The organism is Myxococcus sp. AM011 (assembly GCF_013372595.1).
Classification (GTDB): domain Bacteria; phylum Myxococcota; class Myxococcia; order Myxococcales; family Myxococcaceae; genus Myxococcus; species Myxococcus eversor.
The window spans coordinates 1-6260 of sequence record NZ_JABXEM010000422.1 but is presented as its reverse complement, the minus strand read 5'-3'; the positions used below and the strand labels follow the sequence as shown (position 1 = coordinate 6260).

The 6260-nt window shown below is 68.4% G+C and carries 5 protein-coding genes; 4 read left to right on the top strand and 1 reads right to left on the bottom strand.

All coding sequences use genetic code 11. The features are described 5' to 3' along the window. Positions 1 to 166 precede the first annotated feature (166 nt). The 4 genes from HUW62_RS45125 to glsA all read left to right on the top strand — a co-directional run bounded on the left by HUW62_RS45125 (position 167) and on the right by glsA (position 5571). Positions 167 to 1495, top strand: coding sequence for an APC family permease (locus tag HUW62_RS45125; RefSeq protein ID WP_163865329.1), 1329 nt, complete (start codon positions 167 to 169; stop codon positions 1493 to 1495). Positions 1496 to 1636: 141 nt separating this feature from the next. After that, complete coding sequence (locus HUW62_RS45120; RefSeq protein WP_176437966.1) at positions 1637 to 3025, top strand: DcaP family trimeric outer membrane transporter; 1389 nt, start codon at positions 1637 to 1639, stop codon at positions 3023 to 3025. A gap of 34 nt (positions 3026 to 3059) precedes the next feature. After that, the gene (gene gadC, locus HUW62_RS45115) at positions 3060 to 4661 is read left to right on the top strand and encodes a putative glutamine/gamma-aminobutyrate antiporter GadC (RefSeq protein WP_176437965.1); all 1602 of its coding nucleotides are present in this window, start codon (positions 3060 to 3062) and stop codon (positions 4659 to 4661) included. Continuing rightward, entirely contained in the window at positions 4627 to 5571 is a 945-nt protein-coding gene (gene glsA, locus HUW62_RS45110; RefSeq protein WP_176437964.1) for a glutaminase A, read from the top strand. The genes gadC and glsA overlap by 35 nt, the downstream gene beginning before the upstream one ends. A 22-nt stretch (positions 5572 to 5593) precedes the next feature. On the opposite strand, the gene HUW62_RS45105 is transcribed toward glsA, so the two are convergent. Next, positions 5594 to 6148, bottom strand: a complete 555-nt coding sequence (locus tag HUW62_RS45105; RefSeq protein WP_163865333.1) for a hypothetical protein — start codon at positions 6146 to 6148, stop codon at positions 5594 to 5596. Between the last annotated feature and the right edge of the window lie 112 nt (positions 6149 to 6260).

Sequence of the window (6260 nt, the reverse complement as noted above, 5' to 3'; positions counted from 1 at the left end):
GGTGGGCGGGAGGTCCGCTGTGCCGCCCTGCCCGCCTTGTGGGCCATGGGCGCTGGGCCCACGTTCTCCGTGACGTCCCCGCGAGGCGTTTCGTTGAGCTCGCTCCCGCGTCAGCTCACGGGGACAGGACCAGGCCCGGTGGCAAACGGGCATCGAGGGCATCCTCATGGCGGAACAACCCACCCAGGGCTCACCTGCGCGGCGGGCATCGATGAGCATGTGGGCGGTCAGCGCGCTCGGAATCGGCTCCATGGTGGGCGCTGGCATCTTCGCCCTGCTGGGCCAGGCCGCGCTGCTCGTCGGGCCGGAGACCTGGCTGTCCTTCGCGCTGGCGGGCGTCGTCGCTCTGCTGTCCGGCTACTCCTACGCCAAGCTCAGCTCGCGCTACCCCAGCTCCGGCGGCATCACCCGCTTCTTCGAGGAAGGCTTCGGGCGAGGGCTGGTCTCCGGGACGCTCTCGCTCATCTACCTCGTCACGCTGGCCATCAGCGTCGCCATGGTGGCGAAGACCTTCGGCGCCTACGCCACGCGCCTGTTCCTCCCGAGCGGAGGACACATCTGGTTCAGCATCTTCGGCTCGGCCATCGTCATCCTGCTGGCGGTCCTGAATGCCGTCGGCTCGGGGGCGGTGGGCAAGGCCGAGGTCATCCTCGTGTCCATCAAGCTCGTCATCCTGGGGGGCCTGCTGGCCGCGGGCATCTACTCGATGTCCCAGGGTGGAACGCGGCACCTCGCCGAGCACTCCCACCTGGGGCTCACCGCCCTCGTCTCGAGCGTGGGGCTGTGCTTCTTCGCCTACTCGGGCTTCGGAATGATGGCCAACGCCGCCTCGGACGTGGCCAACCCGAAGAAGACGATTCCCCGGGCCATCTTCCTGGCCATCGGCGTGGTGACGGTGCTCTACGTGGGGCTCTCCGTGACGGTGCTCTCCCTGGTGCCGCCGGCGCAGCTCGCCCATGACGCGGACACCGCCGTGGCCCAGTCGGCCCGGCCCGTGCTCGGCTCGGCGGGCTTCACCGTCGTCGCGCTCGGAGCCCTGCTCGCCACCGCGTCGGCCATCAACGCCACGCTCTTCTCCGCCCTCAACGTGTCCTCCGCGCAGGCCCGGGCAGGCCAGCTTCCCCGGGCCTTCAGCACCCCACTGAAGGGCCAGAGCACGCGGGGCTTCATGTGGGGGGTGGCCGCCATCCTGGTGATGGTCAACACCATGAGCCTGGGCGCCATCGCCAATGTCGCCAGCGCGACCTTCCTCATCTGTTACATGGCGGCCCACGTCGCCTGCTGGAAGCTCTCGCGCCAGACGGGCGCCTCGCGCGCCATCGTCGGCACGGGCGCGACGCTGATGGGCATCGTCCTCATCACCTTCCTCGTCAGCTCCGCGAAGACGCAGCCGCTCTCGCTCGTCCTCACCGTCGTCGCCGTCGCGGGCAGCGCGCTCGTCCAGTGGCTCATCCAGTCGCATCACCGCGGACTGCCCCACTCCCGCGCGAGCTGAGTCGCCCGCACGCGCGACGATGACGGACACGCGGACGAGGAGGCCCGCTTTCCCACAGTGGTCCTGACCTCCTGGCTGAGATGCCCCGCCGCGAAGGGTCCCTACGTTTCCAGCCACTTCACCGTGGTGACAACGGACCCGATGACTCCAGCGTCTTCCCAGCAGCAGCGCACTGTTCGCGGCGTCGCCTTCGCACTGATGGCGACGCTGAGCCCCTTTGCCGGGGAAGCCCGGGCCCAGGAGCCTTCCACGCGGGAGCCCGCGCGAGCGGAGCCCTCCGCGAGCCAGGACACGCGGACCGACGCGCCCTCCGCGCCCCTGTCTCCCGGTGAGGAGCTGGTGCTTCCAGCGCTGCCCTTCCTCGACCTCAAGCTCCCCTCGAACACCCAGGCGTTCGCCCCTCGCCCCGACCATGCGGTCTTCGACACCGCCCTGCCCGGCTACTTCCGGATTCCGAGCACGAAGGTCTTCCTGAAGCTCGGCATCGGCGCCACCACGACCTTCGCCGTCACCTCCAAGCTCCTGGGCACGCCCACCTGGTTCACCACGTCCGCCATCCCCGTGCGCGGGCAACCCTTCTTCCACTCTCCGGGCACCCACACGACAGCCACTGCCAACCCGTCCGACATCTCGCTGGAGATGCGCGGCAAGACGGAGCTGGGGCCCATGCGGCTGCTCTTCACCACGAGCTTCGCCCAGGCCCAGCCCGCCTTCGGCTTCCATCCGAACTACGCCTACGCGCAGCTGGGCGGCGTCCTCGCGGGCTTCACCGACTCCACCTTCGCGGACGTCGATGCCTATCCGAGCACCCTCGACTTCGAGGGTCCCAACGCGCTCGTCTTCTCCAAGCACGCCGTGGTGCGCTACAGCCACGCGCTGTCCCACGACAAGGAGCGGCGGATGTTCCTCCACGTCGCCCTGGAGCAGCCCGGCTCCAACGTGCCCACGTCCGCGGGAGCGCCGCGCGACATGCTCCCCGACGCGGTCATCGCCTGGCGCGCCGAGGGAGCCCGGGGGCACCTGCAGCTGTCGGGGCTGGTGCGCGCGGTGGGCACCCAGTCGCGGGACAGCAAGGACAGCAAGACGGCGCTGGGCATCGGCGGCAACCTGACCGGTGCGTACCACTTCTCCCACAAGCACACGCTGCTCGCCGGCATCTCGGGTGGACAGGGCCTGGGCGCGTACCTCAACGACACGGGCGGCGCGCAATACGACGCCGCGCTGAACACGGCGGGTGACCTCAAGGCCATCCCCCTGCTCGGCGCCTATGCGGGCTTCACCTACGCATGGACCCACACGCTCAGCTCCACCGCGACCTATGGGTGGCTCAAGCTCTGGGACCGCGACTTCGCAGCCTCGCTCGACGCGAAGGGCTTCCGCCGCTCGCAGTACGCGTCCCTGAACCTGGTGGCCAGACCCATGAAGGGCGTCCTCGTCGGCGTCGAGGGGCTGTGGGGCTACAACCGCGCCATCGACAGCCAGTCCGGACAGGCCGTCCGCGGACAGCTCACCCTCCAGTACCGCTACTGAAACACCACACGAACCAGGACCGAGGGAAGCCGCCATGGAGTCGGGGACGACCAGAACAGCCACTGCCGCCCGGGCGTCGCCCAAGCTGGGCGTGCTCACGCTGGCCATCATGAACGTCACGGCCGTCGTCAGTCTGCGCGGCCTGCCGGCGGAGGCCGAATACGGACTGACTTCCCTCTTCTATTACACCTTCGCGGCGGTGTTCTTCCTCATCCCGGTCTCGCTCGTGGCGGCGGAGCTGGCGACGGGCTGGCCCGAGAAGGGCGGCGTGTTCCGCTGGGTCGGCGAGGCGTTCGGTCCCCGGTGGGGCTTCCTCGCCATCTTCCTGGTCTGGATGGAGTCGACCATCTGGTTCCCGACGGTGCTCACCTACGGCGCGGTGGCGTTGGCCTTCGTCGGTCCCAACCAGACGTGGGACAAGTCGCTCTCCAGCAACAAGTTCTACACGATTCTCATCGTGCTGGGCCTGTACTGGGCGGCCACCCTCGTCTCGCTGCGCGGGCTCAAGACGTCCTCGAAAATCTCCAAGTGGGCGGGCCTCATCGGCACCATCATCCCCGCCTTGCTGCTCATCGCGTTCGGCCTCGTGTACCTGGCCTCGGGACGACCGCTCCAGATTCAGCTCGGCTGGGACAAGGTGATTCCCGACTTCAGCCAGTTCGGAAACCTGGTGCTCGCCGCGTCCATCTTCCTGTTCTACGCGGGCATGGAGATGAACGCCATCCACGTCGTGGATGCCAAGAACCCCTCGCGCACCTATCCGCTCGCCATCCTCATCGCGTCGGTGACGACGGTGGTGCTGTTCGTGCTCGGCACGCTGGCCATCAGCTTCATCATCCCCAAGACGCAGATCAACCTGACGCAGAGCCTGCTCGTCTCGTACCGCGACTTCTTCAAGGCGTTTGGAATGGCCTGGCTGTCACCGGTGATAGCAGCGGCCCTCTTCCTGGGGGTGCTGGGCAGCGTCACGGTGTGGGTCTCCGGCCCCTCGGCGGCGCTGGGAGTCGTGGGCCGAGCGGGCTATCTGCCGCCGTTCCTCCAGCGGATGAACCGACACGGCGCGCCCAGCCACATCCTCATCGTGCAGGGGATGGTGGTCACCTTCCTGTCGTTGATGTTCGTCATCCTGCCGTCGGTGCAGGCGGCGTATCAAATCCTCAGCCAGCTCACGTCGACGCTCTACCTCATCATGTACATGCTGATGTTCTCGGCCGCCATCTACCTGCGCTACAGCGAGCCGCACACGAAGCGCGCGTACCGGGTACCGGGCGGCGAAGTGGGCATGTGGGTCATCGGTGGAGCGGGCCTCATCGGAGCGCTCGTCGCGTTCGTGCTCAGCTTCATCCCTCCGTCGCAAATCAAGGTCGGCAGCCCGATGACGTACGTGCTCATCCTCATCGGCGGCAACGTCCTCTTCGTGGCCATCCCGCTCATCCTCTATGCACGGCGCAAGGCCAGCTGGCGCTCGGCGGCGGGAGCGCGCGACCTGGCCCCCTTCAACTGGGAGAAGCCCGGCGCCTCGGGCCACCCCGGCGCGGAGCCGACGCAAGACGAAGAGGAGGCCTGGCCTCGCACGACTCCACCCAACAGGAGGCAACCCGATGACACCGGCCACCATCCGCGCGGCGACCACTGAAGCACATCAGCGGTACCTGGACCTGAAGGAGGGGCAGAACGCCAGCTACATCCCGGTGCTCGCGCGCGTCCAGCCCGAGCGCTTCGGGCTCGTGGTCATCACCGCGGACGGACAGGCGACGGAGGCTGGAGACACCCGCTCCGAGTTCGCCATCGAGTCCATCTCCAAGGTGTTCACGCTCGCGCGGGTGCTCGACGAGGTGGGCTCGGAGGTCCTCCGCGCGAAGGTCGGCGACAACCCCACCGGCGAGTCCTTCTCCTCCGTCCACGCGCTCGTGGTGCATGACGGAAAGCCGCTCAACCCCTTCGTCAACGCGGGGGCCATCGCCACCGTCAGCCTGGTCCCCGCGGACTCGGCGGAGCAGCGCTGGAAGAAGATTCACGAGACCGTGTGTGCCTTCGCGGGCCGCGAGCTCTCCGTCATGGACGAGGTCTATCGCTCGGAGTCGGCGACCAATCAGCACAACCGCGCCCTCGCGTGGCTGCTCGACAGCAGCCACACCCTCTACAGCGACCCCATGGAGGCGACGGACGTCTACACGCGCCAGTGCTCAGTGGGACTGACGACGTATGACCTGGCGGTGATGGGGGCCACCCTCGCCGCCGGAGGCCTCAATCCCCTCACCCGGAGACGCGCGGTCAAGGCGGAGCACGTGCCTCGGATTCTCGCCGAGATGACCATGAGCGGCCTCTACGACAACACGGGCACGTGGCAATACGAGGTCGGGTTGCCCGCCAAGAGCGGCGTGGGCGGCGGAATCCTCGCCGTCGTTCCCGGCAGGCTCGCCATCGCGGCGTTCAGCCCTCCGCTGGACCGCTTCGGCAACAGCGTGAGGAGCCAGCGGGCCATCCAGCACCTCTCGAAGGTGCTCGGCCTCAACCTCTTCGCGTCCCAATCCCCAGCGGGGTGAAGCGCGACGCGGCGCGCGCCTGTCACTGCGCCACGGGCACCTGCGCGATGAGGATGCGGTCCCTGCCGTCATTGCGCACCGCGTCCCGGTTGGTCAGCGGCAGGCGAGCATCCGTCTTCGGGTCCCACAGGCCCAGCCAGATGTTGAGGGCCTTCGGGTTGGCGTCGGCGGGGAGGTAGATGGAGAACTCGTCCTTCACCGTCTCGCCCGTCTTCCACTGTGACGTGGGCAACATTCCGCCGGCGGGCATGTGGTCCAGGTTCATCCGCTCCATGCGGCCGCCCGTGTCCTCGACGTGGACGAAGATGAGGTAGTCCGCGTCCAGGGCGTCGAGCACCTTGAAGTAGACGGTGACCTGGGCCCGCTCCCCGGGCGTCAGCCGCCCGGGCTGGACGGTGGCGGCCACCAGCTCCACCTTGCCGCCCAGGTTGGCGCCGTTGCGCACGGACAGGGCCGGAACCTGGGTGACGGTGGCGGCCCGTCGCTGCTCGGGACTCGCTCCGCCCGGGGCCTCGACGATGCAGGCAGTTCCCAGCAGGAGGACCGACAACAAGGCGGTGGGGAGCTCGGGGCGCATGGCAGGGCGTTTCTACTCGGCCACGGGCGCTGCATCCACCGGCGTGTTGGTGTATGCGGAGCGGCGCACATGAAGACCCCCCATGCCCTCGACGCCCTGACCGCTCAGGTGC